General features: G+C 69.4%; 6 protein-coding genes. 3 read left to right on the top strand and 3 right to left on the bottom strand.

What is annotated here, in order from left to right; genetic code table 11:
• Positions 1-23: 23 nt before the first annotated feature.
• Positions 24-1505 (top strand): penicillin-binding transpeptidase domain-containing protein, encoded by a 1482-nt coding sequence (locus ACGF1Z_RS23925; RefSeq protein ID WP_393007175.1) that lies wholly within the window; start codon positions 24-26, stop codon positions 1503-1505.
• 66 nt (positions 1506-1571) lie between these two features.
• On the opposite strand, the gene ACGF1Z_RS23920 is transcribed toward ACGF1Z_RS23925, so the two are convergent.
• Positions 1572-2054: an SMI1/KNR4 family protein gene (locus ACGF1Z_RS23920; RefSeq protein WP_393007173.1), complete on the bottom strand. Its 483-nt coding sequence runs from the start codon at positions 2052-2054 to the stop codon at positions 1572-1574.
• 16 nt (positions 2055-2070) lie between these two features.
• A complete protein-coding gene (locus ACGF1Z_RS23915; protein ID WP_393007842.1) occupies positions 2071-10002 on the bottom strand; it encodes a ricin-type beta-trefoil lectin domain protein in 7932 nt (2643 codons plus the stop codon).
• A gap of 610 nt (positions 10003-10612) precedes the next feature.
• Here ACGF1Z_RS23915 and ACGF1Z_RS23910 point away from each other — a divergent pair.
• The gene (locus ACGF1Z_RS23910) at positions 10613-13825 is read left to right on the top strand and encodes an FG-GAP-like repeat-containing protein (protein WP_393007171.1); all 3213 of its coding nucleotides are present in this window, start codon (positions 10613-10615) and stop codon (positions 13823-13825) included.
• Between the two features lie 150 nt (positions 13826-13975).
• On the opposite strand, the gene ACGF1Z_RS23905 is transcribed toward ACGF1Z_RS23910, so the two are convergent.
• Positions 13976-15094 (bottom strand): ferritin-like domain-containing protein, encoded by a 1119-nt coding sequence (locus ACGF1Z_RS23905; RefSeq protein WP_393007169.1) that lies wholly within the window; start codon positions 15092-15094, stop codon positions 13976-13978.
• 231 nt (positions 15095-15325) lie between these two features.
• Between ACGF1Z_RS23905 and ACGF1Z_RS23900 the strand changes: the two genes are divergently transcribed.
• Positions 15326-16261: a diiron oxygenase gene (locus ACGF1Z_RS23900; protein ID WP_393007167.1), complete on the top strand. Its 936-nt coding sequence runs from the start codon at positions 15326-15328 to the stop codon at positions 16259-16261.
• The last annotated feature ends 23 nt before the right edge of the window (positions 16262-16284 follow it).

The raw sequence follows: 16284 nt of genomic DNA, 5'->3' as shown, positions 1-16284 counted from the left end.
GGCCGCGAGATGAGGGAGGTCGAATGATCCGCTACATCAGGCGGGCCGCCGCGCTCTGTCTCCTCCTGCTGGCGGCGCTGCTCGTGAACGCGGCCCGGGTGATGGTCTTCGAGGCGGACGCGTACGACGACAACCCGGCCAACCGCCGCATCGCGATCACCCGCTGGGGCCAGCCGCGCGGCGAGATCGTCGTGGACGGAAGGCCGGTGACCGGCTCCCGCGACAGCGGCCAGCAGCTGCGCTGGGAACGCACGTACACCCAGGGCCCGTTGTACGCGCCGGTGACCGGCTACGCCTCGCAGACGTACGGGACGACGCTCCTGGAGAACGCCGAGGACGACCTGCTGTCGGGCACCGATCCGATGCTGGCGCCGCTGCCGCTGTGGGCCGGCGTCAGCCGCGGCCGGCAGCCGGGCGGGGACGTGGTGACGACGATCCGGTCCCGGATGCAGGAGGCGGCCTACCGCGGCCTGGGCGGAAAGCGGGGCGCGGTCGCGGCGATCGAACCGTCGAGCGGCCGCATCCTCGCGCTGGTGTCCTCCCCCTCGTACGACCCCGGGCTGCTGTCCGGCACGGGGTCGGCGGTCTCCGAGGCGTGGAAGCGGCTGAACACCTCGCCGCACCAGCCGATGCTGGACCGGGCGATCCGGCAGACGTACCCGCCCGGCTCGACCTTCAAGATCGTGACGGCGGCGGCGGCGCTGGACGCGGGGGTGGTGACGGACGTCGACGCGCCGACGGGCATCCCGGACCCGTTCGTGCTGCCCGGTACCCGCCAGGTGCTCCCGAACGAGGCCACCGGCTGCGCGAACGCCTCGCTCGCGTACGCGATCCGGTGGTCGTGCAACACGGTGATGGCCGGGCTGAGTGTGAAGGTGGGCCTGGACGACATGGTGGCCAAGGTGCAGGACTTCGGCTTCAACGACACGGGCCTGCGGATCCCGTCCTGGGTGGCGAAGTCGAACTTCGACACCGACATGAGCCCCGACCAGCTGGCCCTGTCGTCGATCGGCCAGTTCGACACGGCGGCCACCCCGCTGCAGATGGCGATGGTCGCGGCGGCCGTCGCCAACAACGGCGAGATCGCCCAGCCCCACCTGGTCGAGCGCACCACCACCTCGCGCGGCACGACGGTCGACACGAGCGGCCGCCGCAGCTACCGCCAGGCCATGAGCCCGTCCACCGCGGCCCGCCTCCAGGACCTGATGATCCGCGCGGTCGAGGACGGCACCGGCACGAACGCCGCCATCCCCGACGCCCGGGTCGGCGGCAAGACCGGCACCGCCCAGCACGGCCTCGGCAACACCGGCACCCCCTACGCCTGGTTCATCGCCTGGGCCCAGGCCACCGACTCCGCCCAGCCGGCCGTCGCGGTCGCGGTGGTCGTCGAGGACGCCGAGGCGAACCGCACGGACATCAGCGGAGGGGGGAACGCGGCGCCGATCGCGCGGGCGGTGATGGAGGAGGGGCTGCGGCTGGAGAGGGAGGGACGGGAAGCACCGTGACACCACCGGAACACGCCAGTGGCCCCGCCGGAAACCGACGGGGCCACTGCGGAGACCGATCAGAGATCAGTCCTCGTCATCGCCGTACGTGCGACAAGAGACGAGGCCGTTCACGAACTCCGTGAAGGAGTCGGCCAGGCGCCGAGGCACCCGGTCCTCGTCGACGTACGCCACGGAGGGCTCACCGAGCGGTCCGCACTCGGAATAGTCGAGCATCACCGTGTCGTGACCCGCCGAGGGCGTGATGCCCAGGACGACACCGATCTCGGGGTACTGCCATTCGGCGATCAGGCCGGGTGACACGACGTCCACTCCCCAATCGCCGCCGACGCCCCAGAGCGCGTCGACACAGATGTGGTCGTCCGCCCAGGAATTGGCGAACTCCGTGGGGAAGCACCGGTTCTTCAGCAGGCCGCCGTTCTGGACGGCCAGCAGATCGACGTAGCTCTTGGGCAGGCGAACCCGCAGAACGTCCTCGGCCTGCCGAATCATCTCGGCGTCCACCGGCGGACCGACGAACTCGGACTCTTCCGCCTGATCGAAGATCACGATCACAGACTCCTCTCTAGCAGATCGAGAACCCGCCGGTATGGCCGGTCTTCGCGTGAACGGACATGTCGACGAGCTGCATCACTCCGCAGTTCTGGTGATGGTTCCACGTCCACTTCCCCTTTCGGTACGACGCCGTGATTCCGGCTGCCTTGTCAGCCGCAGCGAAATCCTTCCGTCTGTTACCGGTCAGGGTGATGACGACATCCGGCGTGGCGGGGTCCCGGTAGTTGCTGAAGTCCGGGAATCCCTGGGCGTCGAACGGCACGCCCGTCACCGGGTGGGTGCTGCCGGCGAGATGGGCGTTGATCGGTCCCACCGGAGGCCCGCCCGAGGCACACGTGCACGCGGCGGTGTGACCGCCGACGGTACCTCCGCAGTTGTGCACGAGAGCGGTCGTGTCCCCGGCCAGCACGTAGTACGTGTGGATGTCGGAGACCGTCAGGTTGTGGACCGTCGCACCCTGCGCGACCCAGTGCCGGACCGATGTGATCGACGCGTCGGAGCCCGTCTTGGTCCGGACCCGCTGGCCGGCCGTGAGATCGGTGGCGTCCACCCACTTGCGCAGCGTGGGCACCCAGAAGGGGTGGCGGTCGGTCGCCGTGATCTCGGCCGTCTTCGAGCCCTTGGCCCCGTCGGCATCAATCGTGATCTTGACGAGGTGCTTGAGACCCTGTCCCTTGATTCGAGCGGTGACCGTCTCGATGCGAGTCTCGCCGGTCTTCGGGTCGGTCGCGACGACCTTGTCGCCTGCCTTGACCTTCTCGATCGGCTTGGTGGTGCCGTCCGCCATCAGCACCTTCGTGCCCGGCACGAAACTGTTGTTGATCGGGCACGAAGCGCCGGCCGCGCCGGCGTCACTGTCGCCGTCGACCTTGCCGGAGCCACCGCTGCCGCTGGTTCCACCCTTGCTGCGGGCGGAGCCACCGGACTTGCCGCCGCCTCCGCCGCTCTTGCCCCCGTCACCGGAGCCCTTGCCGCCACCGGAGGAATTCTTCCCACGTCCGCCCGTGTGCGAAGAGGACTTGGGTGCCGCCTTGGCCTGGGCCTGCTTGTGGACGTTGTTTCCGGTTTTGCGCTTCGCGGCGGCCGCAGCCTCCGCCTTTCTCTTGGCGGCTTCGGCTGCCTTCTTCTTGGCTCTCTGCGCGGCCTCCTTCTTGGCCTTTTCGATCGCCAGCTTCTTGGCCTTCAGCGCGGCTGATTCGGCAGCCTTGGCCGCCTTGAGGACCGCTTCGGCCGCCCGCTTCGCGACCTTGAACGCCTTGATGGCGTCAATCGTGCGGTTGACCGCCTTGATGACGGCCGGAATCTTCCCGAGCTTCGCCCAGGGAATGGCGTCGACCACGATGCTGACGCAGGACCACATGTCGCCGCCGAAACAGGCGATGGCGTCGTTGATGCCGATGAAGTCCTTCAGCGTCTCCCAGGCGACAGCCAGGATCACCGAGGTCAGGGACTTGCCCTGCATCGCCTGCGCCTGAGCGACCTGGGCGGCCGACAGACCGGCGCCGGCCAGGGCAGCGGCGCGCTCGGAAGCGGTCAGAGCGATCGACTCACCGGTCGGGTCGGAGTAGGTGACCGGGTTGTTCTGTGCGTAGGCGTACCCGTTGGACTGCAGCGGGTCGTTCACGTCGAGCACTGGGTCGGCGGACAGGAAGCGCCCGACCGCCGGGTCGTACAGACGGGCACCCAGCGGCATGTAGCCGGAGGCGTCATCCCGGAGTTTGCCGAGGAAGCCCTCGTGGGTCTGGATGTTCTGCCCCGCCGTGTCGGCGCCGCGCTGGTTGCCGAACGGGTCCTGCTTCCGTACACGCACCGGCATGCCGGCGTAGAGGGCGACCTCCGAGTACACGCTGCCCTGGTGATCCATGGTGAGCGCGTTGAGCGTTTCCGAGCCCGTGCCGTTGGCGTAGCGCAGGATCGCGCCGCCCGGTGCCGAGTAGGTGCGCTCGGTGCGCACGAGGACGCCGCCCGCCTGGACGGTGACCTGCGCCTCGCCCAGGTTCAGCGTGGCCTGCTTGCCCTGGATGGTGAGCAGTCGCTCGCCGTCCGGAGCATAGATGTGGCGGGTGTCGTTCTGCGCCAGCCACTGCTGGGCGGCCTGGGCCGCGTCACAGGTGGCGAGCACGATCGCGGTGCCGTTCACGTTCGCCGCGCCCTGCACCGCGAGGCACAGACCGGAGGCGACGTGGGTCAGCTGACCGGTCGCGTTGCGCTTGAGCTGCTGCGCGGTCGCGGCCGCGGTGGTCGTGCCGCACTTCTGCAGCTGGACCGCCGAGCCCGCGGTGTTCGCCGCCGGCTGGAGACACCAGGTGTCGTAGACCTCCATGGTGCCGACGTTGGCGTCCGCCTGGCCCGGGGCCGGGTCGAAGTGCCAGGACTGCGCCACCGTGCCGTTGCAGCCGTACAGCTGGACGCCCTGGCCTGCGGCCGCGAGACCGGACTTCAGGTCGAGGCACTTCTGGCCGAGACCCACGTACGGGGTCTTGCCACCACTGCCCTGACCGGTGATCCGGTCGACCTTGCCATCAAACGTCCAGGTCAGGTCCTGCTTGTCACCGTTCTGGATAGACGTGACCGATTTGGTCTCGCCGGTCAGCTCGTACAGCCGCGTGGCCTCGGCCGTGACCTGCGCCCCCGCGGGGGTCTTGTAGGCCTTCGACACCTTGGTCAGCGTGTGCGGCTGGTCCTTGGCGGCGTTCTTGCCGTACGCGTACGTGGTGACCGCGTTCTTGGTGCTGTCGCCGGACAGGTCGTTCTCGGTCAGCTTGGTGCGGTTGCCGACCAGGTCGTACTCGTACTCCTGCCAGTAGCCGGAGCCGTCCGCGCCGGCGGCGACCCGCATCGTGCCGTCGGTGTTCTTGTTCAGCGAACCGTCGGCGTTGCGCGGGTTGACACAGGTCGTCTGGTCCTTGGAGGTCCAGGCCGACTTCAGCTGACCGATGGGGTCGTAGACGAAGCACTGGCGCTCGTCGATCCCGACGGACTTCTCCTGGATCGAGGTGACGTTGCCCGCCGGGTCGTAGGTGTACGCCCGGTTCGACACCAGGTTGCCGCCGACCAGGGAAGCGGTGTTCTGCTCCCGGTAGACCGACTGCTCCTGGAGCTCACCACCGGCCTCGTCGTACGAGCTCTGCGTCCACACCCGGTAGGGCTGGGCACCAAGGGTGGAACGGAGGACCTGGCCGTACGGGGAGTAGGCCGTCTCGGAGCCGTACCAGTCCTTGCCGGAAATCGAGAGCGGCTTGCCGTCCTTGTTGTAGCGAACGACCAGCTTCTCGGCGTCGAACTTGCCGACCGCCGGCAGCGTGGTCTCCTCCAGCGCACCCGTGTCCGAGTAGCTGTAGCCGTAGTCGTAGTCCTTCCTCAGCCCCCACGTGTCGGCGATCGACTGCGGCAGCGAAAGGGTGGTGGAGGTCGGCTGGTAGTCCTTCGTGTAGCCGTTGATCTTCTGCGTGTACGCCAGGCCGTCCGTGTAGCGGACGGCGGACGCGGGCATCCCCTTGCCGCCCGGCGTGGTGTCGTACGTGAACTCGGCCAGCAGCGCACCGCCCGCGCTGTCCACACGCTGCTGCGTCGGCCGCGACAGCTCGTCGTAGCCGCTCCAGACCTTGACACCGCGGGCATTCGTGACGGTGAGAACGCGACCCCGGTTGTCGTACTGGGTGCGCGTGGTGCCGGTGTCCGGGTCGGTGGCCGTCTCCTCACGCCCGTTGTGGTCGTAGGTCCAGGTCCAGGGGTGGGTCTGATCCGCGGAAGGCGTCGCCTTCACGACCTGGCCGTGCTGGTCGTACTCGTAGCGAGTCGACGTGAAGCCCCCCGGCGCGGCCGGGTTGAAGGTGTCGGTGCGGAGGGTCCGGCCCAGCGCGTCGGTCCACACCCGGTAGGACGAGTCACCTTGAGGCTGGATGACCTTCGACCAGTCCTCGCCGTACTCGTAGCTGACGGCCCGGTCCTCGTAGGCCTTCGAGAAGGACTCCTTGGTGGTCGGGTCGATCCACTTCAGGTAGGGCGTCTCCTTCAACACGCGGCCGAGACCGTCGTAGGTGTAGCGCGTGATGTTGGGGACGGCCGTGTCGGCGAGCGGGCTGAACAGTTCGCCCGGCTTCGCGTCCTGCGTCAGGTAGGCGTTGTTGGTCTGGTAGACCTCACCGGAGTTGTTGTACAGCGTGTCGGTGATCAACCAGCCGGCGTCGTTGTCCGCCTCCTCCTGGGTCTGACGCTCGCGGCCCAGGCCGTCGTAGAGGGTGACGGAGGTCTCGATCCTGTTCTCGTAGCCCCGCGCGTAGGTGGTGACGTACGGAGGCTTGCGGATCTTGATCTTCGCGTCGCTGGGGTCGGTCTCCTCCGCCGGGATCGTGTAGACCGCGCGGAAGTCCGGCACGCCGGAGCCGGGAGAACGCCCCGGAGCCCAGGCCTCGGCGAGACGGCCCAGCGGGTCGTAGACAGCCTCGCTCACGTAGCCGTTGGCGTCGGTGGTCTTCAGCGTGGTCGAGCGCCCCGGCTCCAGTTCCTGGACCTGGGTGTGCCCGAGTTCGTTGGTCGTCGTGACCTTGAAGACCTGGCCGGTGGCGGGCCCGATGGAGTCGTAGCTGATGGTCGAGGACTTCGGGTTCGCCTGCTGCATCTGGTCCGGGTCGGTCTCCCGGATCACGCGGCCGACGGAGTCGAAGCCCGTGGTGCCGTTGGACCGGAAACCGGTGCCGTCACCCTTGAGGGACCACGATTCGGTGGCCAGACCACGGGTGTTGGCGGCGATCGCCGTCCCGTAGGGCGTGCCGTCGTACGAGGTACGGCTAGCGTCGCTCAGGGTGCTGAGGTCGGTCCAGTTGGCGTTTGCGCACAGGGTGGGCGAGACCAGCACCTGCTTCGACAGACCGATGATGTTCTTCGTCGTCTGGTGCAGGTACTCCAGCTTGGTGCACGACTCGTCGCCGCTCTTGTCGACGTCGCCCAGCGACTCCACCAGCGTCGGCAGACCGTACGTCGACTCGTAGGTCGTCGACGTCTTCACCGAGCGGACCGTGCGCGGGTCGTCCGTGTTCGTGCCGGACGACTTCGTGTACGCGGTCTCCTCCGGCTCCGTGACCCGCCAGGCCCGCAGCGGGCTCAGGCCGTCGTCGCGGTCGCGCCTGGCGAGCTCGGTGGCCTCCGGCTTGGTGATGGAGCGCGAGAGCCAGTCCGAGTCGGCCTTGGTGGAGTCGGTGTACGTGAGCTCCTCGGCGATCCGGCCGGCGAAGGGCTCCTCGTCCTTGGCGATCTCGGCGCCGGTGATGTCCTTCACGGGCACCGTGGCACCGAGGCCCCGGAAGAAGCGGGTGACGGCCTTGGAGCGCTGACCGGGGGCGTCCGCGGTGCCCTCGACGACCGGGCCGGTGAGGACCGTGGTCTGCTCGAAGCCCGCGAACTGCGAGTAGGTGCGCTGGGACTTCTTGGTGAACTCGGCCTCGGCGAGCTTCCAGGCCGGGTTCTTGTACCCGTACTCGGTCCGCGTGCTGAAGCTGCCGTCGATGTTCGGCAGTTCCTCGACGGTGTCCACGACGTACTTGTGGAACCAGTCGATGTCCTCGACCTCGGGGTCCGGGTTCCAGAAGGACGGGTAGCAGAGCCGGTCGTTCGTCTTCAGCTGGGCCTGGAGACGGGCCATGGCCGCGTCCCTGGTCTCACCGGGCTGCTGGTCGAGCAGCGGCAGGGCGCCGCTGGCGCAGTCGCCGGTGATCGGCTTGTAGCGGACGACGGTCTCGCCGCCGTACTCGTTGATGACGCGCGCGATGCGCAGCCGGGAGAAGCCGGGCCGGTTCGGGTGGACCGCCTTGACGCGGTTCGGCATGTCCTCGGCGTTGGCCTCGAAGTACACCGAGTTGAGCTTGACGCTCGCGTCGGTGCTGCCCTTGCGGGCGTAGCCGGTGCGCTGGACGGACTCCAGCCACAGGGCGGTGTTCGGGCCGGTCTTGAGCGGGTCGGCGTGGTCCGGGTCGCCGTTCGCGGCGAAGCTCTGCGTCAGCTCGTACTCGTCGACGGCCTGGCGGGCGTCGGTGTCGGTGCGCCGCTGGGCCGAGGTCGTGATCTTGGCGAGGCGCTTGCGTGTCCAGAAGGACGGGCCGGCGTTCCAGCACTTCTTGCCGGACTCGCAGCGCAGGTCGACCGGGGTGTCGAACCAGGGCCGGTAGTTGCGCGGGTCCTTCGAGGTGAAGTTGGCCTCGGTGCAGGTGACGCCGTCGACGGTGTAGCAGCGCTCGTCGACCGTGAAGCCGACCCGGGCCGGCGCGGTCGCGGTGAAGATGTTGTCGCTGCGCTGGCCGTAGTAGATGTGGTCGAGCCAGCCGTCCCGGTCGTACGAGATCGGGTGCGAGAAGTCGAAGTTCGGCGCGTAGTAGTTCTGGTCCTTCTTCCACCACAGCGACATGGCGTTGCCGTGGACGTCCTCGACGTAGTCGAGGCCCCAGCGCCAGCCCTGCGTGCAGTAGGAGTTCTTCCAGTCGTCGGTCGTGGAGCCCTTGTAGCAGTCCTCGCCCGGGTGGTTGCCGTAGACGCGGACGTTCAGGACGGAGTCCGTCGTCGGGTCGTCGGCGGCCGTGCCGTGGTCGGACCAGCCCGGCAGCTTGTTCAGGCCGAAGTGGTACCTGGTGCCGTCCTTGGTGGTGACGATCCAGTACTCGCCGTCCTTGGCGCCGTTGCCGGTGGCCTGGCCCTTGACCTGCTCGATCTTCGAGCCGTCACCGTTGGCAGTGAACCACTTGCTCTTGGCCGCGTCCCACACCAGCTCGGTGGTCATGCCGCCGAGCGAGAGGGTGGCGTTGTTCGAGCCCCAGCACAGGTCCGCGGTGCGGTGCGTCTTGTTGTTGGAGCCGTCCTTCTTGGAGTCCTGCCGGCAGTTGGCGTACGTGCGGGTGATGGAGCCCGCGTTGTAGTCCCAGCCGTCACCGATCCACGAGGCCTGGTTGTTGCTCGACGAGGTGCGGCCGTCGACGGTCTGCGAGGAGTACCCGAGGGACACCTTCGGCATCAGGCCGCCGGCGGTCTCCGGGACCTGCACGTCGTAGGAGTAGGTGAAGGCACCCGAGGAGGAGCCGGCCGCCCAGGCGCCGGACGACAGCAGCGGCGAGGCCGTGAAGTCGCCGGAGCCCGAGGCGCCGGTGTCGAGGCCACCGAGGGCGGCGCCGCCGTTCGCGGCGACCGCGGGCTGGACACCGTCCTGGTAGGAGGCCTTCGTCGCCTTGGCGGGGACGAAGCCCTCGCCGACGAGGCTGGAGACCGGGACGGTGCCGCTCAGGATCTTGCGGGTGGGGGAGTTCTTGACCGCGGTGGCCCTGGTGGGCGCGTCCTTGGCCGGCACGGTCTCCACCGTGCTGTCCAGCCGCTGGAAGTGCTTCTTGCCGTTCTTGACGTCCTTGTCCCCGTCGGAGAGGGACATCGGGCTCGTGCCGCCGCCGTCGGCGCAGTCGCCGGTGGTCGGGGAGGAGTAGACGCACTCGGGCAGCAGCACCAGACCGAAGCGGTCTGCCGCCTCGGGCCCGTAGAGGTCGGCGAAGCCGGTGGTGTCGATGCTGACCGCCACCTCGGCGGCCGGGTCGACCGTGGCCGGCGGGGTGAGCTTCATGATGATGCCGGAGACGCCCGCGTCCTGCGAGGTCGTCTGCGGGGCCACGCCCACGGTCCAGTTGCCGGCGAGGGCCGCGGCGTCGCCGCCCTCGGGGACGCCGATGGCGACCGGCAGGGTGGTCGTGCCGTTGGTGACGGGCACGGTCGTGCCGGGGGTGTCGGTCGCGGCGATCGGGGCGTTGCCGGTGCCCGAGGTCCACGGCGCGACGGCCTTGGGGCTGTAGGGGTCGGCGGGATCCTCGGGAGCCAGGGTCAGGCTCTTCTCGGACGCCTCGTCACCGTCGACCTCGGTGGCCTTCGGCAGGTCCGGGAGGTCGACCTGGGCGATGTCCTTCTCTCGGTTCATGCCGGGACCGGGGATGGCGAGCGCCTGCCCGCCCAGGCTGGTCACCGTCAATGTCGAGGACAACAAGAGGACGATCGCCGCGCGGCTTCGCCGCCGGCGCCTTCGTTGTGACTCCGTCATGGCTGGGCGTCCCCGCCCCAGCCATGACAGCGGACCTGAAGCACGCATGCGCGTCGACTCCCACCCTGGCAATTCAGACAACGGACGAGGTGCGGAAACACCAAACGGCACACGCCTGGCTCAGGCGCGTGCGTGCGCACTCTCTGTCATGTACGACACAGATTCAAGATCGATCCATGCGGGCTACGCGCGTCGAAGTGATCCCCGTCACAGGCTGAACTGGACCAGACCACTCCGCTTACGACCGACCCGGCAGTTCGGATGAAATTGCCGATTGCCGTCAATAGGGCCCCACAAAAGCCCTTAACCGGCCGTAGTTGACGAGCCCTCACATCGGTTCCGCGTTTGCATAACGGGTTCACAACATCTCCACGCGTAGACGCTGCCCTTCACGTGTGTGATCGTGTGCGCGCCTTCTGCCCCGCGGCCTGCCGTTCGGGGCTGTCCGTGTTGTCCCCAATCCGCTTGGTTCCCACGGGAGTAGACCGCCGTGACCGCGCCGCCCCGATTTCTCAGCCCCTTCGTGCGCACGCGCACGCGGCTGTCCCTGACCCTAGGCCTCGTACTGGCCGCCCTCACCGCCGCCCTGTTGCCCTGGTGGCAGCCGAGCGCCGACTCCCCGACCACAGCGGGCGGGACGACCGACGTCACCCCCGCCTCGACCGGTCCCCGCGACGAAGCCGTCGCCGTGGCCGAAGCCGTCCGCACCGGCAAGCAGGTGCTCGTCGACACGGCGACCACCCAGACCGCGCTGACCTGGGCCCTGCCCGACGGACAGTTCAAGACCCGGATCACGGCCGCGCCCACCCGGGCGAAGAACGCCGAGGGCCACTGGGCTCCCGTCGACAACCGGCTGAAGCGCTCGGCCAAGGCCCCCCGCGGGCTCGGCATCGCACCCGCGAACCCCGCCGTTCCGGTGCGCTTCGCGAGCGGCAACGCGCGGAAGACCCGTGCGGACCGTTCCTTCGCCCGCGCCGAGGCCCCGGGCGAGACGGTGCTCGCCGAGGTGGACTACGCCGGGCACACCATCGCCTACACCTGGCCGGGCACGCTGCCCGAGCCGGTGCTCGACGGTCCGCGCGCCCTCTACCCGGAGGTCCTCCCCGGGGTCGACCTGCTGCTCGTGGCCCGCGAGGAGGGCGGTCTGGCCCAGGTCCTGATCGTCAAGACCCCCGAGGCCGCGGCCCAGCAGTCCCTGAAGACCGTCACCTACGGGCTGCGCTCCGGCACGGCCACCTTCCGGCAGGACCGCAAGGCCAGCCGGGTCCAGGTCCTGGACGGGGCCGGCAAGGAGGTCGCCTCGATCCCGACGCCGTTCGCGTGGGACTCCAGCGGCCGTGACCCCGAGCTGCCCCAGGGCACCCCGAACCGTACGTCGGTCGCCACGCCCGCCGACGTGCTGAAGCTGTCCGGCCTCACCGGCGTCGAGCCCGGCGCGCGGTCCGCGCCCCTGCCGATCACCCTGGACGGCGAGAACACCCACGCCGCCCGGCTCGGCCTGGGCTTCGCCGCCACCGGCCTGGCGACGCGCAAGGACGTCACGTACCCGCTGTACGTCGACCCGCCGCTGAACCCCGGCTGGGACGCCTGGACCGTCGCGTACAAGCCGTACCCGAGCACCAGCTTCTTCAACGGCACCAACTTCTCCTCCGGCACCTCCGACGCCCGCGTGGGCCACGAGAGCGACACCGGCGGCACCGCACGCTCGTTCTGGCGGATGGACTGGGACAAGACCATCAAGGGCGCGGAGATCACCAGCGCCACCTTCAAGGTCCTCAACAACCACTCCTGGTCCTGCACCACGCGCGAGTTCCAGCTGTGGCGCACCGGCGCCATCTCGTCCGGTACGACGTGGAACGCGCAGCCGAGCTGGTCCTCCGAGATCCAGCGCAAGTCCTTCGCGCACGGCTGGTCCTCGTCCTCCTGCCCGGACGACTACGAGGCCTTCAACGTCAAGTCCGCCGCGCAGTACGCCACCGACCAGGGCAGCTCCACCCTCACCCTGGGCATGCGTGCCACCAGCGAGTCGGACAGCCAGACCTGGCGCAAGTTCAGGGCGACCTCCGCGACGATCGAGGCGGTCTACAACCGCAACCCGTCCGAGCCCACCGCCGGCACCTCGACCCCCGGCGGTCCCTGCACCCCCGGCCCCGGCGCGGGAGTGACGGTCGGCAAGACCAACATCACCCTGAAGGTCACCGCCAAGGACCCCGACAACAACATGAAGCGGGTCCGCTTCCGGTTCTGGAAGACGGGCGGCACGGTCCCGACCGGCACCTACGTCACGATCGGTCAGACCGGCGGCACCGCCTCGCTGACCATCCCGGTCACCGATCCGCTGCTGAAGGACATCACCGCCAACACCACCTTCTCGTGGGACGCCATGGGCGAGGACCTGGCGGGCGCGACGTCCACCAACTACCCGCCGGGCACCGAGCCCTGCCGCATCACGGTCGACCCGAGCGGCCCCTCGCAGCCGATCGTCACCAGTGACGTCTGGCTGCGCACCACCTCGGACGGCGCCACCTGGGCCACGGTGAAGTTCGGCCAGACCGGCCCGATCACCTTCGAGTCGCCGGGCGCCGTGAAGTTCACGTACGCGTGGGGCGGCGTCGCCCCGGTCACGGTGAACGCCGACGCGAACGGCCTCGCCACCGTCACCGCCCTCAAGCCGGTGAACGCGGGCCCCAACACCCTCCAGGTGTACGCCTACGACAGCCTCGGCAACGCGAGCGCGCGGACCGACTACACCACCTACGTCCCGCCGAAGGACTCCGCCGACAGCCCCGGCGACGTGGGCGGCGACGGCACCCCCGACCTGATGGTCATCGACGCCACCGGTGTCCTGCGGACGTATCCCGGCCAGCCGGCCGGCGGCACGGACCAGCCGGGTGGCGAGCTGTACGGCCAGCTGACGTCCTCGTACCTCAGGAACAAGGACGGCACGACGACCCTGAACCCGCCGGGCCACTGGTACGACGCCGCGTCCACGCTCGGCAACAAGGCCGCGCTGATCGGGCACTACCAGGACGTCTACCCGGGTGACGGCACGACGGACCTGTTCGCCCGCACGCCGGACGGCGGCTTCTGGCTCTACCCCGGTGACGGCTACGGTTCCTTCGACGTGGCGCAGCGGATGAAGGTCCGGCTCCCGGCGAACGCGCCCGCGCCGTCCACCTGGATCCAGATGAAGGTCCTCGGCGACATCACGGGCGACAAGCTGCCCGACATCGTGCTGCGCGACGCGGCGGGCTTCTGGGTGCTCTCGGGTTACACCGGCGGCGCCTTCCAGACCGCGACGCAGATGAACCCGGACGCCTGGGCGCGCCGTGACATCGTCAACCTGGCCGACATGAACAAGGACGGCACGCCCGACCTCCTCTGGCGGAACCTGGACAACGGCACCATGTACCTCCGCCGCGGCAAGCCGGGCGCGGTGGCGGGCAGCGTCGACCTCAACTCGCTGATGCTGGCGGCCAACGCGGTCGCCGGGGACGAGGCCTTCGGCACCAGCTGGACCGAGGCCAACGTCGACGCGGCGATCGGCATCCCGGACATCAACAACGACGGGATCCCGGACATCTGGGCCCGCTTCAAGTCCGACGGCCACATGGCCATCTACCACCCGTCGACCACCAACACCAACCCCCCGGTGAAGACGGTCATCGGATCGGGCTGGGGCGACAAGCTGGCCTTCGGATGACGTCCCGACCGATCTGATCGTTCCGCACGGGTGAGCCCCCGGCGCCGTCGAGGCGCCGGGGGCTCACCCCTTTCCCGCGGCGGGGGCTCGCCCCTGCGCCGTCCCGGGAGCCCCCCGGCCCCGTCCCGGGCGCTCCCCCGTTCCGCCGCCCTAAGCCCCCGCCCCGCCCTCCGCGATCGCCCGCGCCACCTCCGCGACCCGCGCCGCCTCCTCGGCGGCGAAGCGTTCGCGGTCGAGGGCCTCGGCGATCTCCTCGTCCTGGGTCATGAGGAGGTCGAGGTTGGAGTCGCCGAGGTCGAAGACGCCCATGTCGAGGTAGGCCTTCTGGAGGCGTTCGCCCCACAGGCCGATGTCCTTGACGCAGGGCACGATCCGGCTGAAGAGCAGCCTGCGGAACAGGTGCAGGAACTCGCTCTGCTCGCTGAGTTCCTCCGCCTCCTTCTTCGGGATGCCGAAGTTCTCCAGGACCTCGACCCCGCGCAGCCGGTCGCGCATGAGGTAGCAGCCCTCGATGACGAACTCCTCGCGTTCGCGCAGTTCGGCGTCGGTGAGCTGCCGGTAGTAGTCGCGCAGCGCCATGCGTCCGAAGGCCACGTGCCGGGCCTCGTCCTGCATCACGTACGCCAGGATCTGCTTGGGCAGCGGCTTGTCGGTGGTGTCGCGGATCATGCCGAAGGCGGCGAGCGCGAGCCCCTCGATGAGGACCTGCATGCCGAGGTAGGGCATGTCCCAGCGGGAGTCGCGCAGGGTGTCGCCGAGCAGGCTCTGGAGGTTGTCGTTGATCGGGTAGAGCAGCCCGATCTTCTCGTGCAGGAAGCGCCCGTAGATCTCGGCGTGCCGGGCCTCGTCCATGGTCTGGGTGGCCGAGTAGAACTTGGCGTCCAGGTCGGGGACGGACTCGACGATCCGGGCGGCGCAGACCATCGCGCCCTGCTCGCCGTGCAGGAACTGGCTGAACTGCCAGGACGTGTACTGCCGGCGCAGCTCGCCCTTGTCCCTGTCGGTGAGCTTGGCCCAGTGGCGGCTGCCGTAGAGGGCCAGCGCCTCGTCGGGGGTGCCGAGGGGGTCGTACGGGTCGACGTCCAGGTCCCAGTCGATCCGGGTGGCGCCGTCCCACTGCTTGTCCTTGCCCTTCTGGTAGAGGGCGAGGAGGCGGTCACGTCCGGTGGCGTTCACGTCGTATTCCCAGGTGAAGCGGGCAGCGCCGCTCGCCGGCACCTGCCAGAGGCGCTCCGGTGGGGCCTGGGCGTAGAGGTCGTGCGTCGACACTGACGGCTCCTTCCTACGGTTCCCAGCAGGCTCACACGTTGGTAGACGCAGGGTCAACAAGTCGTGCGCGGGGGATTGACGGCGTTACTGACGGGGAGTCTCATAAAGCCGGGAGAATCGACGCGCCGGCCAACTCGGCTTCGGGAAGGCGACGTTGACCCTCCCAGGCTGCCGCACGTCCGTCGGCGCCCCTCGACCCCATCGACGACCCAGCGCGAGGTGCCTCCCGCCATGGCCAGTCTCACCGAGCCCGACTTCGCCCTCCTCAAGGACGCCCTCGGCCCGCTCCGCGACCGCGAGCAGGTCGCCCGGCGCCTCCTGGAGTCCTCCCTCAAGCACTCCTTCGACCCCGAGACCGAGCTCGACTGGGACGCGCCCTTCGAGGACGGCAAGTGGTTCTGGCCGCCGGAGCTGGTCTCGCTCTACGACACCCCGCTGTGGCGGCGGATGTCCGAGGAGCAGCGCGTCGACCTCTCGCGCCACGAGGCCGCCTCGCTCGCCTCGCTCGGCATCTGGTTCGAGATCATCCTCATGCAGCTGCTCGTCCGGCACATCTACGACAAGGCGCTGACCAGCGACCACGTGCGCTACGCCCTCACCGAGATCGCCGACGAGTGCCGGCACTCGATGATGTTCGCCAAGCTGATCAAGCGCGGCGGCGCGCCGGAGTACCCGGTGCCGCGGATCTACCACAACCTCGGCCGCGTCCTGAAGACCGTCTCCACCACCCCCGGGTCCTTCGCCGCGACCCTGCTCGGCGAGGAGATCCTCGACTGGATGCAGCGGCTGACCTTCCCGGACGAGCGCGTCCAGCCGCTGGTCCGCGGCGTCACCCGGATCCACGTCGTCGAGGAGGCCCGCCATGTGCGCTACGCACGCGAGGAGCTGCGCCGCCAGATGATCACCGCGCCGCGCTGGGAGCAGGAGTTCACCCGGCTCAGCTGCGGCGAGGCGGCCCGGGTCTTCTCGACCTGCTTCGTCAACCCGGCCGTCTACGAGAACGTCGGCCTGGACCGCCGCGAGGCCGTCGCCCAGGTCAGGGCGAGCGGCCACCGGCGCGAGGTGATGCAGTCCGGGGCGAAGCGGCTGACCGACTTCCTGGACGACATCGGCGTGCTGCGCGGCGCCGGCCGCAGGCTCTGGAAGTCGTCCGGATTGCTGGCCTGAGGGACCGGCGGCGGGGTTACGCT

This window comes from Streptomyces sp. NPDC048018 (assembly GCF_043202995.1).
In the GTDB taxonomy this organism is placed as follows: domain Bacteria; phylum Actinomycetota; class Actinomycetes; order Streptomycetales; family Streptomycetaceae; genus Streptomyces.
This window is presented reverse-complemented; position numbering and strand designations above follow the sequence as displayed.

What these genes read in the sequence shown, in the direction of transcription:
- ACGF1Z_RS23925 (WP_393007175.1), top strand. Translation starts at nt 24, where the DNA reads ATGATCCGCTACATCAGGCGGGCCGCCGCGCTCTGTCTCCTCCTGCTG.
- ACGF1Z_RS23915 (WP_393007842.1), bottom strand. Translation starts at nt 10,002, where the DNA reads ATGAACCGAGAGAAGGACATCGCCCAGGTCGACCTCCCGGACCTGCCG.
- ACGF1Z_RS23900 (WP_393007167.1), top strand. Translation starts at nt 15,326, where the DNA reads ATGGCCAGTCTCACCGAGCCCGACTTCGCCCTCCTCAAGGACGCCCTC.